Source organism: Bradyrhizobium sp. 170 (genome assembly GCF_023101085.1).
GTDB lineage: Bacteria > Pseudomonadota > Alphaproteobacteria > Rhizobiales > Xanthobacteraceae > Bradyrhizobium.
In genome coordinates, this window is record NZ_CP064703.1 from 2,060,147 (window position 1) to 2,083,925 (window position 23,779).

At 60.4% G+C, this 23,779-nt stretch carries 15 protein-coding genes and 7 pseudogenes; 7 read left to right on the plus strand and 15 right to left on the minus strand.

Features of this window, described 5'->3' with window-relative positions; genetic code table 11:
* Positions 1–414 precede the first annotated feature (414 nt).
* The 6 genes from IVB05_RS09790 to IVB05_RS09815 all read left to right on the plus strand — a co-directional run bounded on the left by IVB05_RS09790 (position 415) and on the right by IVB05_RS09815 (position 8,823).
* On the plus strand, positions 415–1,965 hold the full coding sequence (locus tag IVB05_RS09790) for an aldehyde dehydrogenase family protein (protein ID WP_247783996.1): 1,551 nt from the start codon (positions 415–417) through the stop codon (positions 1,963–1,965).
* Between the two features lie 65 nt (positions 1,966–2,030).
* On the plus strand, positions 2,031–3,425 hold the full coding sequence (locus IVB05_RS09795; protein WP_247783997.1) for an aspartate aminotransferase family protein: 1,395 nt from the start codon (positions 2,031–2,033) through the stop codon (positions 3,423–3,425).
* A gap of 20 nt (positions 3,426–3,445) precedes the next feature.
* Positions 3,446–4,648: an FAD-binding oxidoreductase gene (locus IVB05_RS09800; RefSeq protein WP_256473439.1), complete on the plus strand. Its 1,203-nt coding sequence runs from the start codon at positions 3,446–3,448 to the stop codon at positions 4,646–4,648.
* A 352-nt stretch (positions 4,649–5,000) separates the two neighbouring features.
* Positions 5,001–5,198 (plus strand): hypothetical protein, encoded by a 198-nt coding sequence (locus IVB05_RS09805; RefSeq protein WP_247783999.1) that lies wholly within the window; start codon positions 5,001–5,003, stop codon positions 5,196–5,198.
* Positions 5,195–6,613 carry an amidase gene (locus IVB05_RS09810; RefSeq protein ID WP_247784000.1) on the plus strand — a complete coding sequence of 473 codons (1,419 nt, stop codon included), beginning with the start codon at positions 5,195–5,197 and terminating at the stop codon, positions 6,611–6,613. The genes IVB05_RS09805 and IVB05_RS09810 overlap by 4 nt, the downstream gene beginning before the upstream one ends.
* Before the next feature lie 1,424 nt (positions 6,614–8,037).
* A complete protein-coding gene (locus IVB05_RS09815) occupies positions 8,038–8,823 on the plus strand; it encodes an IclR family transcriptional regulator (RefSeq protein WP_247784001.1) in 786 nt (261 codons plus the stop codon).
* Positions 8,824–8,870: 47 nt separating this feature from the next.
* Here the strand turns inward: IVB05_RS09815 and IVB05_RS09820 are convergent.
* From IVB05_RS09820 to IVB05_RS09845, 6 genes and pseudogenes are all read right to left on the minus strand, one after another.
* Positions 8,871–10,217: pseudogene (locus tag IVB05_RS09820) on the minus strand (IS66 family transposase); the annotation flags it as partial.
* Between the two features lie 128 nt (positions 10,218–10,345).
* Positions 10,346–11,158: an IS21-like element helper ATPase IstB gene (gene istB, locus IVB05_RS09825; RefSeq protein ID WP_247783850.1), complete on the minus strand. Its 813-nt coding sequence runs from the start codon at positions 11,156–11,158 to the stop codon at positions 10,346–10,348.
* Positions 11,155–12,708: an IS21 family transposase gene (gene istA / locus IVB05_RS09830; protein WP_247783851.1), complete on the minus strand. Its 1,554-nt coding sequence runs from the start codon at positions 12,706–12,708 to the stop codon at positions 11,155–11,157. Before istA (IVB05_RS09830) ends, istB (IVB05_RS09825) begins: the two co-directional genes overlap by 4 nt.
* A gap of 161 nt (positions 12,709–12,869) precedes the next feature.
* A pseudogene (locus IVB05_RS09835) lies at positions 12,870–13,181 on the minus strand (IS66 family transposase); the annotation flags it as partial.
* Positions 13,182–13,228: 47 nt separating this feature from the next.
* On the minus strand, positions 13,229–13,576 hold the full coding sequence (gene tnpB, locus IVB05_RS09840) for an IS66 family insertion sequence element accessory protein TnpB (RefSeq protein WP_063676425.1): 348 nt from the start codon (positions 13,574–13,576) through the stop codon (positions 13,229–13,231).
* Complete coding sequence (locus IVB05_RS09845; RefSeq protein ID WP_247381101.1) at positions 13,573–13,974, minus strand: transposase; 402 nt, start codon at positions 13,972–13,974, stop codon at positions 13,573–13,575. The genes tnpB and IVB05_RS09845 overlap by 4 nt, the downstream gene beginning before the upstream one ends.
* 1,012 nt (positions 13,975–14,986) lie before the next feature.
* Between IVB05_RS09845 and IVB05_RS09850 the strand changes: the two are divergent.
* Positions 14,987–15,226 (plus strand): annotated as a pseudogene (locus IVB05_RS09850) (transposase); the annotation flags it as partial.
* A 429-nt stretch (positions 15,227–15,655) separates the two neighbouring features.
* Here IVB05_RS09850 and IVB05_RS09860 read toward each other — a convergent pair.
* From IVB05_RS09860 to IVB05_RS09900, 9 genes and pseudogenes are all read right to left on the minus strand, one after another.
* Complete coding sequence (locus tag IVB05_RS09860) at positions 15,656–16,456, minus strand: IclR family transcriptional regulator (RefSeq protein ID WP_247784002.1); 801 nt, start codon at positions 16,454–16,456, stop codon at positions 15,656–15,658.
* Positions 16,457–16,639: 183 nt separating this feature from the next.
* Positions 16,640–16,840 carry a hypothetical protein gene (locus IVB05_RS09865; RefSeq protein WP_247784003.1) on the minus strand — a complete coding sequence of 67 codons (201 nt, stop codon included), beginning with the start codon at positions 16,838–16,840 and terminating at the stop codon, positions 16,640–16,642.
* On the minus strand, positions 16,827–17,177 hold the full coding sequence (locus tag IVB05_RS09870; RefSeq protein WP_247784004.1) for a hypothetical protein: 351 nt from the start codon (positions 17,175–17,177) through the stop codon (positions 16,827–16,829). The genes IVB05_RS09865 and IVB05_RS09870 overlap by 14 nt, the downstream gene beginning before the upstream one ends.
* 1,079 nt (positions 17,178–18,256) lie before the next feature.
* Positions 18,257–18,999: pseudogene (gene istB / locus IVB05_RS09875) on the minus strand (IS21-like element helper ATPase IstB).
* Positions 19,000–19,010: 11 nt separating this feature from the next.
* Positions 19,011–20,248 (minus strand): annotated as a pseudogene (gene istA, locus IVB05_RS09880) (IS21 family transposase); the annotation flags it as partial.
* 90 nt (positions 20,249–20,338) lie between these two features.
* Positions 20,339–20,534: pseudogene (locus IVB05_RS09885) on the minus strand (IS630 family transposase); the annotation flags it as partial.
* A gap of 500 nt (positions 20,535–21,034) precedes the next feature.
* A pseudogene (locus tag IVB05_RS09890) lies at positions 21,035–21,224 on the minus strand (ISL3 family transposase); the annotation flags it as partial.
* Between the two features lie 90 nt (positions 21,225–21,314).
* Positions 21,315–22,499 carry a KamA family radical SAM protein gene (locus IVB05_RS09895; protein ID WP_247784005.1) on the minus strand — a complete coding sequence of 395 codons (1,185 nt, stop codon included), beginning with the start codon at positions 22,497–22,499 and terminating at the stop codon, positions 21,315–21,317.
* Positions 22,500–22,657: 158 nt separating this feature from the next.
* Complete coding sequence (locus IVB05_RS09900; RefSeq protein WP_247784006.1) at positions 22,658–23,686, minus strand: ATP-grasp domain-containing protein; 1,029 nt, start codon at positions 23,684–23,686, stop codon at positions 22,658–22,660.
* Positions 23,687–23,779 lie beyond the last annotated feature (93 nt).

Here is a 23,779-nt window from a genome sequence, read left to right on the forward strand (position 1 = left end):
TGATCTTCGCCGTCGACGGCGATCGTATCGTTACATCGCAGATGGTCGGCACGGGCGGCTACACCATTTCATCCTTCGATGCAGGCGTCCGCGCGACCCTCCAGCCCTACCCGAACTAGTGGCGTCTAGGCCATGGCAATTTCGATTCCGCCGAGACTCTGGTGGTGCAGGACGTCGTCGCCCGCACCAACGCGCTTACCTCTGGCACGGTCGACGCGATCGATGCTTGCGATGTGAGCACCACCCATCTGCTAGCAGAGCGAAGGGATCAAGATCCCCTAGACAGCCCGGGGACCCCCATCGAGGCTTTCTAGGTCCTAAAAAGTGGGATCAAATCTCAATTTCTAGTCCTTACGGTTGACTTGTGAGTAAATCCTGATTATCAGGATTTAGTCTCGATTTTCGGAGGTGGCTATGGTTCTTGATCTCCCGCGTGTGACCTACTCCAACATTGGAGTCGATTTTTCACCGGTGCATGCGCATCTGGACAAAATCATTCCCAGTTTTGAGAAGGCTTTTCTTGGTAGGGAGTGGTCGACGCCGTTTTCGACAGGACCGCTGAAGGAGATCGCCAGCCCGATCAGTCCTGACCTTTCTTTGGGGCGATTTCCGATCTCCACGGCTGCCGACGCCAAGGCTGCGATCGCCTCGGCGCGCGCGGGGGCTAACATTTGGAGTCGTGCGTCTCTCGAGGAGCGGCTTGCCTTCGCCGAGCGTTGGCAGGCAGCCCTCGCGGCGCAGAAGTATGAGCTTGGCCTTGCGGCGCTTTACGAAACTGGCAAATCCCGCATTGAGGCAGTCGGCGAGGCGGAAGAATGCCTCGATATGGTGGAGTACTACTCGTCGGAGTTGAAGGCGAACAACGGCTATACGCGCTCGATGAACGAACTGGTTGCGAATGAGATCGCCAGAAGCGTAATGAAGCCCTACGGAGTCTTCGCGGTGATTGCCCCGTTCAATTTCCCGCTCGCGCTGTCCATTGGCATGGTGTCGGGCGCTCTGCTGACGGGCAGTTCGGTCGTCTTCAAGCCTTCCCCGGGATGCTCGTTGACCGGCCTGCTGATAGCGGAAACATTGCGCAAGGCCGGCTTGCCGGACGGAGTGTTCAACATCGTCCTTGGCGATGGTGAGGTCGGACGTCTGCTCGCCACGGACGACGGTATCGACGGCGTTGCGTTCACCGGCTCGCACAAGACAGGAATGAGCATCTTCCGCCATATGGCGGCGCTGCCGCACATGAAGCCGGTGATCGCCGAGATGGGCGGCAAGAACCCCGCCTATGTTACGCGAAGCGCCGATCTGGAGCGCGCCGCGCAAGGGGTGGCGCGATCGGCGTTCGGATTGCAAGGGCAGAAATGCTCCGCCTGCTCGGTCGTTTACGTCGACAACGTGGTCAAGCACGAGTTCATCGGCAAGCTCGTGGACTTTTCATCCAAGCTGGTCGTGGGTGATCCGCGAAGGGCCGAGACTTTTATGGGCCCTGTCTATGGGAACGCAACTGTAAAGCGTTTCAGAGCCGCTCTTTCCGCGGTGAATGGCAAAGGCAAGGTCCATTTCGGCGGCGCGGCGCTGGGCCACGGCTTTGCCGACAATTATGTCCTGCCGACCGTGGTCGAACTCGACGGGCCGGACAAGCTCACCCGCGAAGAGCTGTTCATGCCATTCGTTGTTGTTCGCGGCGTCGACGGCCTCGAGGCCGCGATCGCCGAAGGCAACGACATCGCCTATGGGCTATCGGCAGGCATCTTCACCCGCGACCAAAATGAATTGCAATACTTCCTCGACACGGCAGAAGCAGGTGTTCTCTATGCCAACCGCGCCAGTGGCGCGACGACCGGCGCGTGGCCGGGCGCGCAGCCCTTCTGTGGCTGGAAAGGCACGGGGGTCAGCGGCAAGGGTGGTCTCGGCGCATGGTTCCTCCCGCAGTACATGCGCGAGCAAAGCCACACGATCATGACGAACTGATTGTTGAAGGGCGGTGACCGCTTCGCCGCCCTCCGTTCCTGTCCTTTTATCTGATTTCCGTGATCATGCCGCGCTATCCCGACGCAATGCCTACATCCCGCCGCCTGTTCGAGCGTGGCCGCAGGGTCATGCCCGGCGGCAACACGCGCACCACGGTCTTCATCGACCCTTTTCCCATCTACGCCGCACGCGGGGAGGGCTGCCGGGTCTGGGACGTGGACGGTAACGCCTACTACGACTGCATCAATAACTTCACCGCCATGATCCACGGCTATGGCCACCCGAACGTGACGGCGGCCGTGATCGACCAGATGGCACATGGCACCGCCTTCGGAGCCCCGACGAGAAGCGAGATCGAATTGGCGGAATTGCTCGTCGAGCGCCTGCCGTCGGTCCAACAGATCCGCTTCGCCAATTCGGGCACAGAGGGCGTGATGATGGCGATCAAGGCTGCCCGCGCCTTCACCGAACGGCCGAAGATCGTCAAGATCGAGGGTGCGTATCACGGGTCATACGACTTCGCTGAAGTCAGCCTTGACAGCTCGCCCACTAACTGGGGCGACATGCCCGCTTCCACTCCCTACGCGCGCGGCACGCCGCGCAGCGTGCTGGACAACGTGATCGCGGTTCCCTTTAACGACATAGAAGCGTTGCGCGCAGTCTTCGCCGCGCATGGTGACACCATCGCCGGTGTGCTGATCGATCCAATGCCGAACCGCGCCGGACTGATTCCAGCGCGTAAGGACTATTTGGAGGCGATGATTGAGATCGCGCATGCCGCCGGCGCACTGGTCATCTTCGACGAGGTGATCTCATTCCGCCTCGGTCATTCCGGGGCGCAAGGGCTGTGGGGAATTTCGCCCGATCTGACGGCGCTCGGAAAAATCATCGGCGGCGGCTTTCCCATCGGCGCGGTTGGTGGACGGGCTGAGGTCATGGCCGTGTTCGACCCGACCCGCGGCAAGCCGGCGCTCCCGCACGCTGGGACCTTCACCGCCAACCCGGTGACGATGTGCGCCGGTCTCGCCGCCATGCAGGCACTGACGCCGGAGAGCTTCGCCCATCTCGACCATCTAGGCAGCCTGCTGCGCGAGGGCATTACAGGTTCGCTAGACCTGCACAGGCTCGCCGGCCGGTGCGTCGGGCTGGGCTCGCTACTCAAGGTACATTTCACAGCTCTGCCCGTCACCGACTATCGCTCGGTCTATCCAGGGCCGGCCGAACGCGAGAGACTCGACGCCTTCCACAAAGGTCTTCTCAACCGTGGAGTCCTGTCGGCGAGCTACGGCTTGTTCGCGCTCTCGACTGCAATGACTGAGGATGACGCGCGCGCGATTCTCGGCGCCATTGACGAGACGCTGGGTGAGATCTCAGGAAATTCCGACCATGGCCTTGTCGCTCGGTCCGGCGCGGCGGACGTAACCGCCGGATCACCCAAAAACGCAATGGATGACAATTGAGACCTTCTCCTCATGTCGTCGTGATCGGGGCGGGTACGCTCGGAATGTGCTCGGCATTCAGCCTGGCTGAGCATGGAGTCCGTGTCACGGTTCTTGATGCTCAATCCATAGCTTCTGGGTCGAGCGGCCGCTCGGTAGGCGTAGTGGGAACGCAGCTTACGGACCCGTTCGATATCCTGCTGCGTACCCATTCGGTGCGGCAGTTCCGCGACTGGGAAAATCTCGGACTTAGCTTCAACCATATAGGCTACCTCCGACTCGCCCGCACTGCCGAACAGATGGAGCTGTTCGCACGATCGGTAAGGATACAGGAGGAGGCGGGCTTCAGGTCTCGCCTCTATGAAGCACGCGAGCTGCAACAGCTCGTTCCGCATATCAACCCTGACGGGCTCGAAGGAGGGCTGTTCGGACCCGACGATGGATTTCTTGACCCTCATGAGATGTGTACCTTCCTGGCCGAAAAGGTACGCACGCGCCGCGGCAACATTTTTCAGTTCTGTGAACTTGTCGACGTAACGCGACGAAACGGCGATTACAGATTGGATACCAGCAAGGGCGGGATCGACTGCGACTTTGTAATAAATGCGGCTGGCGCGTGGGCCCCAGCAGTCGCCGAAATTTTCGGACAAACGCTGCACATCTGTCCAGAGCGGCACGAGGCGGTGACAGTCCACCTCGACGAGCCGCTCGACTATACGATGCCGATGGTGATGGATCTCGTGAACGGGGAGGGCACTGGCCTCAACTTCCGTCATGAGAAGCGGAACGAGTTGATTGCCGAAATCCACAAAGTCAGCTCTCCGTTTCCGGAGGATCCTGACAACTATAACGACCAATGCGACGAGGAATCGAAAGTCAAGCTGGCGGAGCTGCTTCTTGAGCGTGTTCCGGAACTGCCTGGCGCTCGTCTCGGTCGCGGTTGGGCAGGACTTTATCCAGTCACCGCTGACCATCGGCCGTTCGTCGGCGCCATCGATCCATCCGAACCGAACCTGATCACGGCCGCCGGTGCCGGAGGCTACGGCATTCAGCTTGCGCCCGTCATAGGGACGATTGTGACGGACTGGGTACTCCACGGCGCTCCCGTATCGATACCGGGCACCGAAATCTTGTCGCCCACCTGGGAAAGAAATGTTCCCGCTGAACGCTCAAGCACGACGGCAAGCGTCCGCGATACCGAAAAGGAAATCGAAGATCACCGAAAATCCGAGACAGCGCACTAGCTCAAGGAAAAGGCAGTAGCCAGGCCCGAGGCAGAGTACATCGTCCGCATCAAGGAGATCAATGTCCAGTATGGCGGCTATTATGCAGTCAAGAACGCGTCGCTCGACATCAGGCGAGGCAAGGTGGTGGCGATCGTTGGATCCAGCGCGCCGTCAGGGATTGTCACGCACATGCGCGAAGACGGGGGGCAACTTTGCCAGTCGAGCGTCGGCGGCGCTGGAATTACGCGAGAAGGTTCGCCTAGTCGAAGAGACACTGCAAGCTGGGGAGACTGTCTGCGGCGTGGCTCGCCGAGATGGACGTATTCACCTGGCGTCGGCGGGCGGGCCAAGGGCCGTTAGGAGGGAAGGGATGAGCGAATTTATTGATCGGGTTGAATCGTGGATCATCACTTGGCACACCATCTCAGCGCCGAACGAACATGCAAAGCGTGCCGTCGTACGGCTTGCTCAGACGATTCACAAGGTCGAGAGCATGCGTGGAAACTTGCATTTTGAGGGCGAGCCGGCGAGCTTCGACGCGGTGCTCAAGGCGAAGGAAAAGGCGTGACGAGCGATCCCTCCGATCTCACCTTGACCGAGGCTGCGGACGCTATCCGCAAACGGAAAATCTCCTCGCTAGAACTTCTCGATGCATGTTTTGCAAATATCGAGCGCGCGGACAAGCAGCTCAACGCAACGATCTGGTTAGACTACGAAGGCGCTGTCCAATCCGCCCGGAATGCCGACGACGCCATGAAGCGAGGCGGCAAGCTCGGCCTTCTGCATGGGGTACCTATGGCACATAAAGACATGTTTTATCGAAAGGGTAAGCCTTGCACCTGCGGCTCGCCAATCCGTAAGGACTTTGTGCCCGAGGTGACAGCCTCTGTGCTCGCCCGTATGGATATGGCTGGTGCCTACAGCTTCGGCGGGCTTAACATGGCCGAGTTCGCTGCGGGCGGAACTGGGCACAATAAGGAATTCGGCGATTGTCACAACCCGTGGAACCTTCCCTACGTCGCCGGCGGGTCTTCCTCGGGCTCAGGTGCGGCGGTGGCCACGCGCATGACTTATGCGGCTCTTGGATCCGATACCGGCGGCTCAATCCGGCTGCCGGCGGCGGCCTGCGGCGTTACGGGCATCAAGCCGACCCAGACGCGAGTCAGCCGCGCCGGCGTAATGCCGCTCGCGTTCTCGCTTGACAATGTCGGCCCCCTTGCTCGAACGGCCCGGGATTGCGCGCGCATTCTGTCAGTGATCGCAGGGCATGATCCCTTAGACCCAACCAGCTCAACCGAGGATGTGCCCCAGTATGAGGAGGCACTCAACGGCAAGGCCGACGGCCTCAAGGTCGGCGTCCCTACCACGTATTTCCTGGACAACACGGATCAGCCGGTGGCCCTCGCGTTTGACGAGGCAGTCGGGATGCTGATCAGCCTTGGCGCCAAGATCAAGCGCATCCCAGCGCCCTTGATCGACGCGATCTTGGCGTATGCACATATCCTCGTGCAGGTCGAAGCGGCCGCCAGGCATGCCGAGTGGATGCGCAAGCGCCCGCAGGACTATGCCCCGGATATTTCGTGGATCTACGCGGGCTATGCTATCCCTGCAACACACTATTTGGAGGCCTTGTCCCGGCGCGGACCGATCCTGAAGGAGTTTGCAAAAGAGGTGTTCGGCCGCGTCGACGTGCTTGCGACGCCCACTATCCCGATCTGCCTCCCGACTCTGGCGGAAACCGACATAGAGAGGCGGGGAGCCGATGCCGAAGCCAAGGCTAGGGCGATTTCGGCCAACACCAAGGTCTTCAACTACTTGGGCCTTCCGACAATCAGCGTGAATTGCGGCTTCGATTCAAACGGGTTGCCGATCGGCCTCTCCTTTACCGGCCGCCCATTCGCTGAGGCAGACATTCTCAAGTTAGCTGATGCGTATCAACAGGGGACCGACTGGCACAAGCGTCGTCCGCCATCGCTGGCTTAGCCTATGTCGCGAAGAGCTGAGCTGACGGCGGACAATGGTACAACCTTACGTTTCTGAGGTTGCGATATCTGTCTGATCACGTGTCGATCTCGGCCGACAGCGAGAGCGCATTCGATGCCAAGAAGGTCCGAACATCCATGCCGGCGTACCGGCTTCACTAGCTTTGGACAGTTGGCTCCGTGATTACATGGCGGCACAATCCGCCGTCTTAATCCCCGCCCGGCGCTCCTTCCGCACGCCAATGACCTGCCCGTCTCTGATTGCGATTTCACCGCTTTCATAAAACCAGCATTCAAAAAATTCGCGAGTGGTCCGTGGACAAGCCTCTAAGCGATTGAGCAGGAGGCTGTTTTTCGGACGAGGAGTCGTTTGAGATTGCAGGGATTGGGAGCTTGAGAAGCCCAACCTTGCAATTTCTTTTGTGAATTCCCTTTCGCTGCGGACACATGATTCTGTGTTGCATCAGAGGGGACGATGCGGCCGAAGAAGCATAGAATCGAACGATCTGTTCCGGGCGCGGCTCGACCAGATCATCAACATGAAGCACGAGCCTGGTTCTGCTTACCGGCAATCCCATCAATTACCACGCCGATATCGACCACGACCTCTCAGTGTCGCATCGCTTCGCTCGCCAGCCGGTCGAGGCAAGGATCACCACGCGGAGGGTGGAAATCTCAGAAGCCGAGCATCAATCAGCTGCACAAGTGGCCAGGGCAAGGGATTGCTCGAATGCAGCCCGTGACCGCTTCCAGCCCGCAGCTGGAGAATATGCCGCTGAGGGTCGGAAGGCCCCTATCTTTTCCGCTCCGATGATTACGTTCCTGCTTTATGACGTAGCGCAAGTCTTGCTGCAAATGTGAAGAAATGGTCATGCCTAAAAGGCTTGGGATGAATATCGCGAAGCGCCGCGGCATTCAAAAGCGGCTCAAGGCCGGCCGCGGGCGGTAATTATGGATCGCATGTGGAGTGACGGAACCGAATTCTGCTGGACAGGAGAGAGCTTGCCTCTTGCTGCCTATTTAGCACGAGAACCGAAGACAAGAGATTCTGCCTCCGGCGGAAAGACGTCCTTCGCAGGACACCGGATGGGGACTTTGCGGGGTTCGCTCTATCGCTCATCGCGGGTCGCCGATTAGACTATGCCATCCCATTCTTCTGTTCCAGTTGGGAGGGCCACGCAGACCGATCCCGGAGAGAAGCGAGATAATTGCGACCCATCAGTAGAGGTATGCATAGTCAGGAGTGCTTGACCTCCACACCCCGAATAGAAAAGACAACGGCATCTGCCCTATACACAGGCGCCAGAGCTCCTGCACAGGCCCTAAATATCGCAACTGCCGGCACGCCGGGGCCGCAGGTCTCGTTTTCCGGAACTTTCGAGTGTATATTGGCAATTCCGAAGATGCCGCGGATTCAGGGCAGTCATGAAGACCAAGAAGACTCCTAAGCGTCAATCAGGACCATTGGAGCGATATACACAGGTTTTGGAAGCGATCGCCGGGTCGGTCGATGGGCTTACCGGCCGTGAGATCGAGGCTGTGCTGGACCTACCAAAGACGACGGTAAATCGGCTTGTAAACGCTCTGGAAAGCAGTGATTTGGTCTCCAGCAGCGGGCGAGGGGGCCAGTACAAGCTTGGGTGGAGACTCCGTCGGATTTTGGAATCGGACACATCTTGGATCGTTGGCGCAAGCAAGCGCCGGCTTAAGGCGTTGGCCGAACAGACTGGTGAAACCTGCTTCGTCGCTCGTCTGTCCGGCTCCTCCGTCCACTCCGTGGTGATGGAATCGCCGGACGCAAGTGTCGGAGTTTATGTCGCGCCGGGGCATGTGCTGCCTCCCCATGCGACCGCTTCGGGGAAGGTTCTGACGGCGATGCAGCACCCAAGGTTGCGCCAGGCGATGCTGGATACCGAACTCCGCAAGTTGACGGACAGGACGATCAGCGATCGCCAGGATCTCGAGCGTGAACTTGCGAAGATTCGTAAGCAGGGCTACGCGATCGAGAACGGGGAACACATTCAAGGGCTTTACACGCTTGCCTGTCCGGTGCTTTCTTTACCGGAAACACCGCCGATCTACGCCTTGGGGCTCACCGGCCCGGCTGAGCGCGTACGCCCGCGGGCAGTCCCGGAGTTTCTTGAGCGCCTCAAGTCCACGGCCGCCGAAATTGCAAACTCTGTACGCATACGACGAAGACCGCCTGATTGACGCATGCGCGCGGGCGCGGCGAGCTCTATGATGGCGTTGCGTGAAGGTCAGGCAGCCTGCTGATCGGCGGGCTTGTCGGCTTGGCGCAGGAGCTTCCATTCCCAGGGCAGCAGTTCGTGCAGGTGCGAAGCGGGAAGATCGGCGATACGGGCGAGAACGTCGGCGAGCCAGGCCTTGGGATCGACGTCGTTGAGGCGACAGGTCGTGATCATCGTCAGCATGATGGCGGCACGGTCGGCGCCACGCTGGCTGCCGGCGAAGGTCCAGTTGCGCCTTCCCAATGCGATGCCTCTCAATGCGCGCTCAGCACAATTGTTGGTCAAGCAGATCCTGCCATCGTCGAGGAAGCGGGCGAAGTCGTCCCAGCGCCTGAGCATGTAGTTGATCGGTTTCAGGACCTCGGAAGAGCGCGAGAGGTTTTCGCGCTCACGCAGCAACCAGACGTGCATGTCCTCGAGAAGCGGCTTGCTCTTTTCCTGGCGCACGGCGCGCCGCTCGTCGGCGCCGCGGCCGTTGATGGCGCGCTCGATCTCGAACAACGCATCGAGGCGTCTGACCGCCTCCAGCGCGATCGGAGAGACCGGTTTGCCCTTCTTACCTTCCCGAGCATTTTTCTCGATGTCAGCCAGCTCGAAGAAGCCCCGCCGCGCATGGGCAAAGCAAAACGCCGGCGTAATTGGCAGCACCTTCCTCTGCGGGTCGAACAGCGGCTCGAAGCCGTTGTAGCAATCGGCTTGCAGGATACCGGCGAAGGCGGCCAGATGCTTCTGGGGATGCTCGCCTCGTCGGTCGCTCGAGGCGTAATAGACCGCCGCCGGCGGCGCAGGCCCGGCGAAGGGCCGGTCATCCCGCACATAAGTCCAGATCCGCCCGGTCGTGCACTTGCCCTTCGCCAGGATACGGATGGTGGTGTCATCGCCATGAAGGCGCTCGGCCGCGAGCACATGGCGTTCGATCAAGTGGAAGAGCGGCATGACGGCGAAGGTCACGTGGCCGACCTGGTCGGCCAGCGTCGACAACGGAAGGTCGATCCCCTCGCACTTGAAGCGCGCACTCTGGCGGTTGAGCGGGATATGCATGCCGAACTTGTCGAACAGGATCGTCGCCAGCAATTGTGGGCCGATGAAGCCGCGCGGCGTGGCATGGAACGGCGCGGGCGGCTGGCTGATCTTCTCGCAATCGCGGCAGGTGAACTTCTCGCGTACCGTCTCGATCAGCTTGAAGCGGCGCGGGATCTCCTCCAGCGTCTTGGTCACATCCTCACCGATCTTCGCCAGCCGCGATCCACCGCAGCAGGCGCAGGTCGTTAGAGCCTCAATGACGACGCGCTCGCGTTCGATGTCATCCGGCCATGGCTTGCGCACCGGCCGCTTGCGCATGAAGGGGCGGACGTTATAGCGCGACAATCTGGGTGGGAAGCTGGCGACAATCAGGATGGCGAGTCGGTGTCGCGGCGAGGTGATGATCGCCGCGATGATTGTCGCGCGCAAGAGTTTTGTTGAACTCTGATTGTCGCGGAGCGTCAATCAGCGACGGTTTTGGGTGTCGCGTGCGATGTCGGGCGACCGGGACCGCGTTTTCGTTCGAGGGCGGTCCGCCTGCGATAGCTCTCGACATTCATCTCGACGATGGTGGCGTGGTGAACGAGGCGATCGATGGCGGCGAGGGTCATCGCGGGGTCGGGGAAGACCTTGTTCCATTCGCCGAATGGCTGATTGGCGGTGATCAGCATCGAGCGCCGCTCGTAGCGTGCGCTGATGAGCTCGAACAAGACGCTGGTCTCGGCCTGGTCCTTGGTGACATAAGCGAGGTCATCGAGGATCATGAGATCGAAGCGATCGAGACGATTGACGGCCGCCTCGAGGTTGAGCTCGCGCCGCGCCACCTGGAGCTTCTGCACGAGATCGGTGGTCCGGGTGAAGAGGACGCGCCATCCGTTCTCGATGAGGGCCAAGCCGATCGCTGCCGCCAAGTGGCTCTTGCCGCCGCCGGGCGGGCCGAACAGGAGCAGATTGGCGCCCTTGCCCAGCCATCCATCGCCGGCGGCGAGCGCGGTCACCTGCGCCTTGGAGACCATCGGTACGGCCTCGAAGTCGAAGTTGTCGAAGGTCTTTCCGGCGGGCAGCCGCGCCTCGACCAGGTGGCGCTCGATGCGACGGCGGCCGCGTTCGGCTATCTCGTGCTCGGCGACGCTGGCGAGGAAGCGGGCGGCCGGCCATCCTTCCTTGTCGGACTGCTCGGCAAATTGCGGCCACAGCACCTTGATGGCGGGTAGCCGCAGCTCGTTGAGCAACAGATTGAGGCGCGCTGTATCGACGGTGTTGGCCGTGCTCATGCTGCACCTCCGATCTCGGCGGTGGCACCGATGAGGCATTCATAGGTGGTGAGCGGTGCCAGATGCACGACGACGTTCGGCACGTGAGCAAGATCAGGGGCGAAGCGAGCGCGCAGCCGGTTGAGATCGGGCAGTCGGCCGGCGTCAAGATCGGCCGTGAGCTGATCGGCGAGTTCGGCCTCGCAGCCGCGCTCATGCGCAAGGGCCAGCAGATCGACCATCAGCCGGCAAGCTTTCTTGTCCGGCAACCGTTCGCGCAAGAAGTCGAAGGTTCGGCGGTACGCATCGCGCGGGAACAGCTGATCACGATAAACCAGATTGAGCAGCGCCATCGGCTTGCGCCGCAGCGAATGGATCACGTGCCGGTAATCGACGATCTGATCATGCTTGCCGCTCGGATGCGGCCGGCCGCGCGACAGGGTGAGGAGATGCGTACTACCGACGAACACGTCGAGGCGATCGTCATAGAGGCGAACCCGCAGCTGATGGCCGATCAACCGCGACGGCACGGTGTAGAACACCTTGCGCAAGGTGAAGCCGCCGGTCGACGTCACGCGGACGATCACTTCCTCGTAGTCCGAGGTGCGCAAATCCGGCAACGCCTGCAGGGCGGTGCGCTCGTGATCGATCCGCTTGGCGTTGCGCGCATTGCGGCGGCTGACGATCTCGTCAATGAAGCCGCGATAGGTGGCAAGATCGTCGAAGTCGGCGGTGCCGCGCAGCAGCAGCGCGTCGGCGATCGTCCGCTTGAGATGGCCATGCGAGCTCTCGATCGACCCGTTCTCATGGGCGATGCCGCGATTGTTGCGGGTCGGCCGCATGCCGTAATGGGCGCACAGCTCCTCGTATCGCCGCGTCAGATCGTCCTGAGCATTCCGGTCGAGATTACAGAAGGCGGCCGACAGACTGTCGGTGCGATGGTCCCGCGGCGCGCCGCCGAGCGACCACAGAGCGTTCTGCAGTCCTTCCGCCAGGGCGACGAAGCTCTCGCCGCGGAGCACAACATGGGCGTGCTCAAACCCGGAATAGGCCAGCCGGAAGTGATAGAGACGATGACCAAGCGGCACGCCCGCGATGGTGACGCCCAGTTCGCCCATGTCGGTGAAGTCGGACAGGCCGACCTGACCCACTTCGTGGGTCTGACGGAAGATGACTTCCTGCTCCTTGCCGTGGATTGCCCGCCAGGAGCGGATGCGACGCTCCAGGGTGCGACGGATGCCGGCTCCGAGTTCAGGATGGCGTCGTAACAACTCCTCGAAGATCGCAATCGGCCGCACGCCAGGGGCTGCCTTGAGCATCGGCACGACCTCAGTCTCGAACACGTCGGCCAAGGGATCCGGCCGGCGGCGGTCGCGGGCTCCCTTCCTCCGCGACGGGAGCCTTCTATCCTTCTCGAAGCGATACGCGGTCGAGGTACTGAACGACGCCTTGGCGGCGGCCACTGGCGGGGTATCTGTCTGACGGTACTTCATGTAGAGCCTCATCTGGTGATTGGTTATGTGTCGGCCTGGCAAGCGAGTGATTCCTCTTGGCGGAAGAACCACTTGCACAACCAGCCGGCCGCGATCACCAGTCGGCGCGGTCCCCTGTGGATCGCGCCGACGCCCGGCTCGTAACTCCGGTCGGGCTACGCCCTCCCTGCGTCACGAGCCCGGCGAAGCTCTCTCATCCTGATTGACGCTCCCTTGTCACCCTGATTGTCGCGCGGCAGGACGTTCTGCGTCTTCGCCGCTGCGGCCTGCGCGGCAAGCTCATCCTCGCTCGCCGTGGTGACGAGTTCTTCGAGCTCCAACTCCAGCTGCTCGAGCAGCCGTGCCGTGCGCTCGGAGCGCTGCCCGTACAGTTCGCGTTTGAGCTTCTCGATCCGCAGCTCGAGATGCGCGATCAGCGCCTCGTTGTCCGACAGCTCCGCCCGTGCACTGGCAGCCACCGCCTCGGCTCGCAGCCGCGCCTCACGCTCGGCCTGCAGCGCCGCCAGGGCACTCACAAGGTCCGATGGAAGATCGTCCGGCTTCGATATCATGAAGCCATTGAATCAGATCAAGCAGCAGATTCAAACCGTAAAAGCGGCTATCCGACCCGCGTCGGACGCTGGGTTTCTTGAGGGTTGCGCCAATCGATCCCGGACAACAGATAGCTCAATTGCGCCGGAGAGATCGTTACCGATTCACCGGCAACCGATGGCCAGATAAACCTTCCTCTCTCGAGTCTTTTGGTAAACAGGCATGCTCCCTGGCCATCGTGCCAAATGACCTTCAAAAGATCGCCGCGTTTGCCCCTGAAGCAGAAAAGACCGCCGCCCATGGCGTCGCGCTTGAGCACTTCCTGCACGCGCAGAGCCAGGCTCGGAAAGCCACACCGCATGTCGGTATGGCCCGTCGCCAGCCACACTCGCACGCCCGTCGGGATCGGGATCACCGTAGTGTCTCCAGCCCTCGCATGATCCGTAGCAAAACCGCGACATCGACGTTGCGATCCACGATCACGCGTCGGCCATTCGCGGTCACGACTTCCAGAGTGCCAGTCGCCGCCGGTGCCGCACGCTCCGTCGTCGACTGGACCTCCGACACAATCCGGGCCGGCACAAATCCACCTACCTGACAGCCGCCAAGCTGTCCTTCGCGATAGGCCTTGCGCCACGAAAACAGAAGCTGTTTCGAAAGCCCATGATGCCGTGCTGTCGCCGACACCAGCCGCGGACCCGAAAAACTTTCCTCGACAATCCGCAGCTTCTCGGCAGCCGACCAGCGCCGACGCCGACCAGTCTCCACAATTTCAAGGCGACGCACTTGGCGACTATCAGTAAGGATGTCCATACCGACAGTCAGCTACAGACCGGATAAACTCGCAAGACGGCCGTCCTCGGACGAGTACCAAACTCTTTCATGCCGGGTGCCTACATCGCAGGCCGTTGATGGGCGCCATCAGGCGTTTCGCGCCGAGCGACTGTTCTGCCGCCCCCGCATCACCACGCCTGGACCGTATGATCGTTCATTCGACGTGGCCCGGCCCCAGGGGAAGCTGAAGACGGTGGTTGCTTCGGAAGGGCCGGGCCGAGCCCCAGGCTTAAGCGAGGGTAGACCATGCAGGAGGCTAGCGAAACGTTCGTCGGACTGGATAGTTCGAAGCTGAAGATATCGGCGCGATTGCCGGGTGAACTACGCATCTACGCTGATGCGAGCTCGGAAGGCGCCAACGACGCGCTCAGAAAAGCCCCCTAGTCCTTACGGCTTCGTCATGGCCAGATCAACACCGGCAGATCGTCTTAGACACGATGCTCTTCATCATCTCGCTCGTCCTGTTCGTTAAGCAAGGGTTGCTGCCCGGCGATACCGCCCAATCCATACTCGGTCGCGATACTTCTCGCCGCTATGAGGGAAGAGCTTGGCCTCAACGTACCACCCGTCGACGGCAATCCACATGCGCTCGAGTTTGAGAGAAGCTGGAGTCGCATAGCCCCCTCTGCAGAGTGGCGAAGGTATCGGCACCGATCGTCGGCGAATGGCTCGCGTTGTCACCTGGGAGCACGGTCAACCGGGTGGCACAGGTTGTCTGATTCATAGCGAACCTCCTTGCTCAAAGTTTCGCTACCCAGCCATCAGATTACGTTGTGTGAACAATGCCGCAGTCTTCACTATCCCCGCAAATATAGCTCTTACAACAACATAAATCCGGCCGCAACATAACGGCTATACCCGTACCCAGATGCTCTGCAATGTACTCTTTCCACAGCCCCATTTCCAAGTCCGCAGCCATAACGGGAATCTTCCCAGTCATCTCGCAAAGCTCTCGCGTTCGTCCAGCGTTGATCAAACCGATTAACTATCGGATGGCTTTGCCCGCTTTGTCCACGACGGAAGGATTTGCCTGACCAACAATGCTGCGGAGCAAGCGCTACGTGCTTTTGCGCTGGGAGGCAATGCATGGTTGTTGGCCGGATCCGGTCGCGCGGCGCTGCGGGCCCTGATGGCGACGCTCATCATGACGGCGCGTCTCAACTACATCGACCCGAAAGCTTGGCTCGTCCTCGCACGCATCGCCGACGCGCGGCAAAGCCGACTGCACGAGTGTTGCCCTGGAACCGGACGCCTCCCACGTCGGCAGTCTCCTAATTATGCAAACGTCAACGAGGTTTATTCCGTCACCACCATCTGTCGGCTCGCAAAGAATCTTGGCGAAGACGAGAACGGGCTAGGGGACGTCGCCAATGGCATGGATCTGGAGGACGGCCTTATATGGGTTCGGTCTCGGTGAGAACGGTGTTATGGAGTTCACCGAGTTCGGCATCGAAAGTCTGATGGAGCTCATCAGGATGCACAAATCCGGGCTCCTCAATCGATGAAATCGCTGATCCACTATCCGCGGCTTAGCTCGGACGGATACCGACGAACGCTCCGGGGGCGAAAAGCAACGCATCGAGGATCTGACGAGTTTCGCCTTTCTCGACCTTGCGGCCTGGCCTGAGCACCATGACAGGGGCTTGGCGCAACAAAGGCCTCACGGCGCCCACCAACGGCCTGCGATGTAGGCACCCGGCATGAAAGAGTTTGCAATTTCGGCGGCCGTGGACTTGAGGCGCTCAAGAAACTCCGGGACTGCCCGCGGGCGTACGCGCTCAGCCGGGCCGGTGAGCCCCAAGGCGTAGATCGGCGGTGTTTCCGGTAAAGAAAGCACCGGACAGGCAAGCGTGTAAAGCCCTTGAATGTGTTCCCCGTTCTCGATCGCGTAGCCCTGCTTACGAATCTTCGCAAGTTCACGCTCGAGATCCTGGCGATCGCTGATCGTCCTGTCCGTCAACTTGCGGAGTTCGGTATCCAGCATCGCCTGGCGCAATCTTGGGTGCTGCATCGCCGTCAGAACCTTCCCCGAAGCGGTCGCATGGGGAGGCAGCACATGCCCCGGCGCGACATAAACTCCGGCACTTGCGTCCGGCGATTCCATCACCACGGAGTGGACGGAGGAGCCGGACAGACGAGCGACGAAGCAGGTTTCACCAGTCTGTTCGGCCAACGCCTTAAGCCGGCGCTTGCTTGCGCCAACGATCCAAGATGTGTCCGATTCCAAAATCCGACGGAGTCTCCACCCAAGCTTGTACTGGCCCCCTCGCCCGCTGCTGGAGACCAAATCACTGCTTTCCAGAGCGTTTACAAGCCGATTTACCGTCGTCTTTGGTAGGTCCAGCACAGCCTCGATCTCACGGCCGGTAAGCCCATCGACCGACCCGGCGATCGCTTCCAAAACCTGTGTATATCGCTCCAATGGTCCTGATTGACGCTTAGGAGTCTTCTTGGTCTTCATGACTGCCCTGATCCGCGGTATCTTCGGAATTGCCCACAAAAAACACCAAAGTTCCGGAAAACGAGACCTGCAGCGCCGGCTTGCCGGTGAGGAGGCCTACCGGTCCGGGAGCTTGATGGCGCCCGTGTATAGGGGCAGACGCCGTTGTCCGATTGCGCGTCCTCGATCAAGCCCTTTTTGAATTCAATCGACCGCCCCTTCGACCGGATGGCAACAAGCAGGGTCCATGGAGGCGATCCAGCAAGCCACGGGGCGACGCTCGATCACAAGTTCGATGACTTCAGCCTCTTCAAGACCTTTGCCGATGATCAGCATGGCAAAAATCAGGACGAGGATTGAAGCGTCGATCGAATTCCAGGTCTCACCTGCATCAGTGCAGCGCAACAGGAGAATCGCGGCAATCGCCAGCGATGCCGTTATACTGTAACTCCGAAGGCCACGAGAAGGACGACAGCTCAAGAACCCAGCTGTCCCTCTGCCAATTGTATCCGATCTGCCCTCCTGCCAGGAACGCAGGACTGTCGACGAGGTCACCATAAACCGACGGGCCATAGGGATCACTGAATGACGTCCGGCCGTAGCCCCCGCCGACATGTCCTCCGGTCCAGCTCCACACTACGGGCGGCACCTTTACTGCCGGCTCAAAATTCGCCGCATTGACGGTATCGGTCGCAACGAGCGCAGCTGTTGCGGCAGCCCAAAAAAGCAGTTCAGATCGCATATCACCTCACGACAAAACGCGCGTCGCCACCTCGCAAGGAAGCTGCGGTTGGCGCCGTTTCCACGCCCCTAGCTGTGCAAGTTCTAGGCCAGCGAAAGCGCTGCGCATTGCGCGATTTTTTCTTGGCCGACGTCGTCTTCGTAACAAGAGCGGAGGAACCAACCCGATCGTCTGAGGTCTGGATTCAAAACGCATGCTGCACGGTTGGCAATTCGGCGAAGGTAATGTTCTTTTGCGAGTTGGTTGGCGTCTTGCTCCAGTCTCCGTAACCCGGAATGAACTACGCTTGACTATTGGAAGGACCCCAGACTGGGTTTACGGCCGACAATAAGTCGTCCCGCGGGCGGGCGAGGCGCTGATGGTGGTTTGAAGGCTAGTGGATCGTTCTAAACTGATGCCCTCGTCTGCCAGCGTCGATCATTTTGATTGGGTCCCTGGTCCAACTAAAGGGTTTTGGATTCGCGTTGGTGCGATCGAGGAAAGCGGTGGATGGCATCTTTGAGTTCCCGCAGTGATCGGAATACGCCGCGCTTGAGACGGTTATTGTGAGCTGGGCAAAGAAGCCCTCGCGGCGTTGAGCCAGGAATCGGATGTCGGGGTGAAGTGGAAGACAAACCGTTGATGCCACTGGATCCGTCGGGATGCTCGTGGGTGGCCCAGTTTTCGACGATGACGTGGATCGTCTTCTTCTTAGACACCCTGGCCTAGATGACTTTGAGAAACCGGATGAACTCCTGATGGGGATGGCGCGTCATGCACTGGCCGATCACCTTGCTCAAGGACGTTGAGCGCCGCGAACAAGGTGGTGACGCCATGGCTGCGGATTCCGACGAAGTCGCCCGGGTGTACCGATATGAAGTCGCCCGGGGATTCCGAGACGATGTCGCCTACCTTTCCGATTTGATCTCGCCCGGGGGCGAGGCGTTCTGGCTGCCTAGGTTCTCTGGCACTGGGCGAGCCGCGCGGTCAACTGGAATCGCGGCTTGAACCTGTTGTGTTTTCTGTTGCGGTTGCTGTGGGCATGTGGGCAACGCCTTGGCGTTGTCCAAGCGCAGCGGCATGTCCACAGCGTCACGGGCTCAGGCCTTTCGGGCGGATTGCCGGGTTCGGCGCAGGCTCTCGCCGGTGAGGTCGAGCCGATGGGCATTGTGGACGAGGCGATCGAGCACGGCGTCGGCATAGGTGGGATCTCCAATGAGCACATGCCACTGGTCCACGGGGAGCCGGCTGGTGACGATGGTGGAACGATGACCGTATCGATCTTCGAGGATTTCCAGGAGGTCGTGACGGGCGCCGGCGTCGAGCGGCTCAAGCCCCCAATCATCGAGGATCAGCAGATCGACACGGCCGAGGCCGCGCAATAGGCGTAGATGGCGGCCGTCGCCGCGCGCGAGAGCGAGCTCATCGAACAGCCGCGGAGCACGTTGATAGAGCACGGAGCGATTATCGCGGCAGGCCTTGTGGCCGAGCGCCGATGCGAGCCAGCTCTTGCCGACGCCGGCCGGGCCGCAGATCAGCAGGTTGGCATGGTCGTCGATCCAGCGGCCCTCGACAAGCTTGGCGAACAGCGGCCGGTCGAGGCCGCGCGGGTGCGGTAGTCGATGTCCTCGACGCACGCTTGCTGGCGCAGCTTCGCGTAGCGCAGGCGGGTGGCGAGCCGCTTGTCGTGGCGCAGCGAGGCTTCACGTTCGAGCAGCAGAGCGAGCCATTCGGCGTGACCGAGGCTTGCGGCCTCGCCGGTTGCTTCGATATCGACGAAGGCCTTGGCCATCCCGTGGAGGCCGAGGGCGTTGAGGCGGTCGAGGGTCGGATGGGTGAGCAAGGGATGGTCTCCTAATTGTAGTAGCGCGGTCCGCGGATGTTGGCATGCAGGATCGGCGCATCGTCCGCGGAGCGCTGATGAGCGGGACGCCGATCGAGATTGTTGGCGAGGATCGACTTGACCGAGCCGTAGGTGCGCGCGCCGATGTCGATCGCCCGCGCAGCCGCGGCGTCCAGCCGTCCGCGCCCATAGGAGGCGGCGAGCCTGAGGATGCCGAGGCAGGCGCGGAAGCCTTGCTCGGGGTGCGAGCGCTCGTCGAGAATGAGGTCGCATAACGCGCTGGTCGCCGGCCCGATCGCGGCAGCGTCCTGTCGGATACGCGCGATGGTCCAGCCGGCGTAGCGCCGATGGCTGGATGCCATGTGCTCTGGCACCGTGGTGTGTTTGTGATTGCCGCTCATGCGCTGATGCGCGGCGATCCGCTCGCCCTTGTGGAAGATCTCTGCGGTGCGGGCAGTGAACCGCACCTCGACCTCGGCGCGCACAAAGCGATGCGGGACGCTGTAGTATGCTTCTCCACCTCGACGTGGTAATCGAGGCTGACGCGGCGGATCCGCCACTCCCCGAGTACGTAGGGGCTTGCCGGCAATGGCTTGAGCGCCGGCCGGTCGACCTCCTCAAGCAGCCGGCGGCGCGTCATGCCGAGCCGCCGGATCGGCCGCTCCTCGTTGAGCCTGGTGAGCAGTTCGCCAATCGCTGCGTTGACCTCGGCGAGGCTGTAGAAGATACGATGGCGCAGGCGACCGAGGAGCCAGCGCTGGACGACGAGGACGGCTTGCTCGACCTTGGCCTTGTCGCGCGGCTTGCGCGGCCGCGCCGGCAATATGGCGATGCCGTAATGCGCCGCCATTTCCGCCTAGGTGCGATTGATCTGCGGGTCGTAGAGGCACGCCTTGATAACCGCGACCTTGGTGTTGTCAGGCACCAGCAGCGCCGGTCTGCCGCCGATCGCTGCGAAGGCGCCAACATGGGCGCTGATCCAGTCGGCGAGCCCCTGCGTCCACGTCGCCTGCGCGTAGGTGAAGCTCGAGGCGCCGAGCACCGCGACGAAGATCTGCGCCATTCTGCGCTCCCCGGTGAGGCAATCGACCACCACCGGCACGCCGTCGCCGGCATAGTCGACGAACAGCTTGTCGCCGGCTGCGTGCGCCTGGCGCATCGTCACCGACAGGCGGCCCTCCCAGGCGCGGTAAAGCTCACAGAAGCGCGAGTACCGATATCCGCCGGGCTCGGCGGCGATGTACTCCTCATCTCGGAATCCTGGGCGACATCGACCCGAATCCGCACATGGCGCTTGTAATCATAAGTCATGGTGCCAGTCGCCCGGTGAGGTACGTCCAATTTGGCTCTTCTCATCGACCGACAAGACTAATGGCGTGGTCGGGCGGTCGACGTAGAGGCCGGCCGATCTTATGCAGTTTGGCCACAAACTGCGGATCGTTGGACAGCTTGAACTGGCGCGCCCGGTGCGGCTGGAGGACGTGAGCGCGCCAGATCCGCTGTACCGAGCTTACGCTGATCCCGGCCGGCTTCGCCGTCGCCGAATCAGTCCGGTCACTGGCCGGCGGTGGGCCTGCCAATGTCAGCGCGACCACACGTTTAGTCACCTCAGGGCCCAGCGACGGAATGCGCGATCGCCATGTCTTGTCCCGCCAAAGCCCAGCGGCTCCTTCGTCGCGGAAAAGTTGCTGCCAACGCCAGATCACTGTCTTGGCCTGCCGATGGCTTGCATGATATTAGCCGGCCACGATCATCAGTGGTCAGAAGGTCGGTCTTTGCCAGCGAGCGTGCTCTTGCGGGCTGTTGCGCTTGGCGACCACGGCCCCAGCTTACTACGGTCGGCTCGACTCAATTGGATATTCGTTCGCTCGTGCATCCCCCAGACTCGCATAGCGAGTCGCGGTGGGAGTCCCCAAGCGAATCGAAGTGTTGATGTGGTCCACTAGGCTGCCGTGCGGGTGATGCCAGTTGTTGTCATTTGGCACGCAAAATCAGCTCTGACGCGATTTTTGGTGCAGCTTTGATCATGCTGCGCGCCGATTAGTCTGGCTTGGAGCAGATCGATTTTCCTTCCGCCGTAAATTTGGCGCTTACGAGCTTGAAGCGGTGGTTTGCCGGTCTGTCGGTTCGACCAAGGCGAGTAATCGCCGCCCGAACCGCCGCTTCATTATTCGTAACGCAGCGCGCGAATGAAGCAACGAGACTGGGAGAGCCCGCTCGATCCAAGGTGATAGCTCGGCGGCCGCTTTACGCCGGTTACATCCCAGGATCTTGCGTCGACTCGCATTTCCATTTGCGCCTCCACGGCAGCCACTTCACTGATCAAGTGTCCTTGCTTCGAGATTAATCATGCGGTGAACTTTACCTTCGAAATTGGTCGCCCAAATCTCACCATTGGCAAACTCACGCACGTAGTCGGGGATTATTGGCATCTTGCCCAGACCACCCGTACCATCGACCACGAAAGTAGGCACCGCAGGACCACTAATGAAGCCTCGCAAGCCGTGATATAGCTCCAAGATGCGGTCAAGCGTAAGCTGATACGCATGATTTCCCTCCGCAACGTCACATGAATAGCAATAGTATGGACGAATGCCACAAGAGACAAGGCTCATGCACAGATCACGCAAAATAGCAACGTCATCGTTCACGCCCTTCAATAGTACCGATTGATTGCCGATCATCGTGCCAGTCTTGCGCAGCATCTTAATGCGCTCGGCAAAGAGCGGGGTTATTTCTTTCGGGTGGTTGATGTGAACATTGACCATTTGCACGTCATATCGCTCGATAATCGCACAGAGTTCAGGAGTAATTCGGGTTGGTAGCTGAACAGGCAGGCGACTTCCGATACGCAGAAATTTAACGTGCGGTGCTCTGGCCCTGATCTGGCTAAGTATGTCTTCTAGTTGCCGGTCGTTGAGGAATAGTGGGTCTCCGCCCGATACAAGACAATCGTCGATCTCTGGATGAGATTCTAAGTACCGAAATCCGCTCTCAAGTTGTTGCTTATTGACGGCGCTTTTTCCGTGAGAAACAAATCTTTTACGAGTGCAGTAGCGACAATACGTTCCACAGTTCGTTGTAACGAGAAAGAGTACGCGGTTAGGGTACCGATGCACAACAGTGCTACCGTCCTGCATATCATGGTCTTCCGCTAGACTGTCAACGACTTCATACGGTCGGACATTTAGCTCTCCCTGAAACGGCATGTACTGCTTGCGAATCGGGCAGTTCGGATCGTCGCGATCCATCAACTGTGCCAGATACGGTGTCACGCGCATGTCGAAATGGTCATAGATCGACATGTCGACTTCCTCAACGTGATTGAGAATGCTTTTCATGTCTTGATGCGTCTTGTAGCGACGCTGCAAGGCCTGTTGCCAACTTTCGGAAGTCACGTCACAGGCGTCGAGTTCTTCCCGCGTGCGGAGAACCTTACTCGGCGGACCGAGGTCGGCTGCATTTGTACGGGGACTGGTCGCTTCGACTGCAAACGCCATGTTGTCCTCTCAAGGTGTGAAAACTTTGCCGTGTCAAATTTTACATCCGAAGCGAGGTGCTGGTACGCATCCTAGTATCGCCTGCGCTTTCCACCACGATACCCTTTGCTCGTCCATAGCGAATCGGTGCGCCGTATGAGCACGAGGGCTTGACGGTTTCACGGTTGCAGCCCACCGCGATTGAACGTGTGTCCGGCCTCGGGCATACCGATCCCGAAATACCGCCTGTGTGCGACATCGAGCATGCGATTGACCAAATTCGAGAAGCTGTATCCGCCGGTCGTCGCAGCCCGGAAGTAAGAGTCTCTATTATTGAGTGACGGGCCGGAGTTGATCTCGAGGACAAAAGGCCGGCCGGAGCGGTCAATCCGGAAGTCCACGCGGGCGTAGTCCCTGCCTAGACAGGCACGGAAGGTCGCAACCGAAATATCCCGCAGCATCGTCGCAAGCTCACTCGTGATCCGCGCCGGGCAGATCTTCTGCGGCTCCGCGGCTGCCATATGATTCTTGTCTTCCCAGGTGATAACACATGTTTCGCGGTCGCCGAAGTCGTGCTCCACCGGCGGCAACACCTCGAGCTCTTCGTTTCCCAGCAGGGCGACGCTGATTTCCCGCCCTTCGATGTATTCTTCCACGAGTGCATCCTGCGCATACCGCGTGATGATCATTTCTACGGCTCGCCTCAGACAGCTAGGTTCATGCACCAATTGTAATCCCAAGCTGCTGTATCCGCAGCGTGGCTTCACTATCAGTGGGAATCGCAGGTCGCCGGTGCTCTCGGTGCCGCGACGCATCACCCGAAAGTTCGGAGTCGGGAGGCCGTCATCGCGGATGAGCTTTTTGGTGATGACCTTGTCGAGACCCAGCGCAGCCCCGAGCGGACTCGCTCCGGTGTACGGAATGCCAGCCATCTCAAGCATGGCCGGAATCTGGCTGGAACGCCACTCGCCCATACTTCCGCCTCCCATGATGAATACTATTCCGGAGGGGCGGGCTTGCGGATCGGGTGGCATGAATCGCTCGAGCGTAGCGAGCAGTCCTTTATCGCTCTCGCACAGCAGCGTCTCGTGGCCGGTCTGTTGCAGCGCCGTCACCACGCTCTGAACGGAGGGGCCATACCACCCCGGACCAGACTGACCGGATGGATTGGTCTCGAGGTGCTTATTCCATACGACTGCTACCCGCATGAGCTACTCCCTGGATGTTTGCCAACTGGTAACTTCATTTGCTCAGATCTTGTTCATTGAGGGGAACAACGCATCTGGATGCTGCGCGCCCGC

Bases quoted from the DNA above. Each gene is read 5' to 3' on its own strand.
- IVB05_RS09790 (WP_247783996.1), top strand. From the start codon at position 415: ATGGTTCTTGATCTCCCGCGTGTGACCTACTCCAACATTGGAGTCGAT.
- IVB05_RS09795 (WP_247783997.1), top strand. From the start codon at position 2,031: ATGCCGCGCTATCCCGACGCAATGCCTACATCCCGCCGCCTGTTCGAG.
- IVB05_RS09805 (WP_247783999.1), top strand. From the start codon at position 5,001: ATGAGCGAATTTATTGATCGGGTTGAATCGTGGATCATCACTTGGCAC.
- IVB05_RS09815 (WP_247784001.1), top strand. From the start codon at position 8,038: ATGAAGACCAAGAAGACTCCTAAGCGTCAATCAGGACCATTGGAGCGA.
- istB (WP_247783850.1), bottom strand. From the start codon at position 11,158: ATGAGCACGGCCAACACCGTCGATACAGCGCGCCTCAATCTGTTGCTC.
- IVB05_RS09845 (WP_247381101.1), bottom strand. From the start codon at position 13,974: ATGGACATCCTTACTGATAGTCGCCAAGTGCGTCGCCTTGAAATTGTG.
- IVB05_RS09860 (WP_247784002.1), bottom strand. From the start codon at position 16,456: ATGAAGACCAAGAAGACTCCTAAGCGTCAATCAGGACCATTGGAGCGA.
- IVB05_RS09870 (WP_247784004.1), bottom strand. From the start codon at position 17,177: ATGCGATCTGAACTGCTTTTTTGGGCTGCCGCAACAGCTGCGCTCGTT.
- IVB05_RS09895 (WP_247784005.1), bottom strand. From the start codon at position 22,499: ATGGCGTTTGCAGTCGAAGCGACCAGTCCCCGTACAAATGCAGCCGAC.
- IVB05_RS09900 (WP_247784006.1), bottom strand. From the start codon at position 23,686: ATGCGGGTAGCAGTCGTATGGAATAAGCACCTCGAGACCAATCCATCC.